This window comes from Ideonella sp. P3_A4 (assembly GCF_056403075.1).
In genome coordinates this window covers 1-1387 of sequence record NZ_JBFUGE010001046.1, presented here as the reverse complement: position 1 = coordinate 1387, position 1387 = coordinate 1, and the positions used below count along the sequence as shown (strand labels likewise).

Sequence of the window (1387 nt, the reverse complement as noted above, 5' to 3'; positions counted from 1 at the left end):
ATACAGCGACAGCTGGCCACCATCGAGAGCATCGCGCTCGCCGATCTCGAACCCTTCCATCTTGTACGCGTTGTTGCCGACGAACACGAAGGGAGTGGACCGGGTCAGGGTCGTACCGTCCAGTTCGATCTGGACGTCCAGCAACGGGTATCGACGTGCAGCGTTGATGGACGCGTCGATCAGCGCGCGCCACTTGCCATGTCCCAATCGGCGCTGGCGCTTGTTGCGCTCACGCACGATGTCGGGGTACAGACCCAGGCTGGAGTTGTTGATGAACAACCGGCCGTTGACTTCACCGGCATCGACGCTGCGTGTGCGGCCGGAAGCGATCAAGCCGATGGCGGCGTCTTCGTCAATCGGAATGCCCAGGTCCTTGGCGAAATGGTTGAGCGTGCCCATCGGGAGAACGCCGAGGCAAGTGGGGGTATCGACCAAGCCGGCGGCCACTGCACTCACCGTCCCGTCACCGCCGGCTGCCACCACCGCGCCATCACCGGCCGTGAGCGCGCTGCGAACTTCAGTGGCGATGTGCTCACCACCCTGCACGCATCGGACCTGAGCCTGAATCCCCGCCGCCGCAAACTTCTGCTGAAGGCGGCTGACGCCGTCGGCGGAACAGCCGGTGCCGGCTCCTGTGTTGAGGATCACGGTGACGCGACGCGTTTCAGCGCTATGCATGAAGGTTTTGATTCGGCGAGGAAAGACGACGGCGCAGCAACGCCATCCAGCTCAGTCGTGGCCAACGGCCAGCTGCCCAGGCTCACGCGTGCCACATCTGAGCCGCGCGGCGCATGTCAAGCTTGGCCGTCGACCAGCGCATCGATCGCGGCATGCGCTGCCTCCGTCGCATTGGTTTCGGCTTCCGTGGGCGTCAGCCAGTTGGGCGTCAAAGGCACCCACTTGGTGGAGGCCCCTTCCGGCAGCTGGTCGGCTTGATCGAGAAGATGAAAATGTCCGCGCCACGTCTGAGAGTGAGGTCTGGCCTCGATGACAAAGGCATGCCCACGGTACTCGAGCTTTTTTGCTTGCATGGAGGGCACCTTGATGGTTGGTGTCCAGTGACTTCAGCAATCGACGGTCCCGCAGCCGGAAGCCCCGGCAGATTCGGGCGCGCATTGGCGACCTTGATCACTGACGGAAATCTGCTTTCCGCTCACGGCGCTCCGCGATTCCAGCGACTCCCGCGCTTGGGACCGGCATCTCCAACCCGGCGCACACCGTTCGCCTGCCCGGACATCTCTTCACTTGTCAGAGGCGGGCGGGGCAGGCCTCAAGCTGCCCAACGCTTGAAGACCAGGCTGGCGTTCACGCCGCCGAAGCCGAAGCCGTTGGCCATCGCATGAACGATGGGCATCTGCCGCGGCGCATCACGCACGATGTCCAGACC

Annotated in this window: 2 protein-coding genes; both read right to left on the bottom strand. The window is 63.8% G+C overall.

Going from position 1 to position 1387, the window contains the following annotated elements; translation table 11 throughout:
* On the bottom strand, positions 1-678 hold a 678-nt coding region (locus AC1DYI_RS35695; RefSeq protein ID WP_477208825.1), incomplete at its 3' end, for a diacylglycerol/lipid kinase family protein.
* 116 nt (positions 679-794) lie between these two features.
* On the bottom strand, positions 795-1031 hold the full coding sequence (locus tag AC1DYI_RS35690; RefSeq protein ID WP_477208824.1) for a hypothetical protein: 237 nt from the start codon (positions 1029-1031) through the stop codon (positions 795-797).
* Positions 1032-1387: the final 356 nt, after the last annotated feature.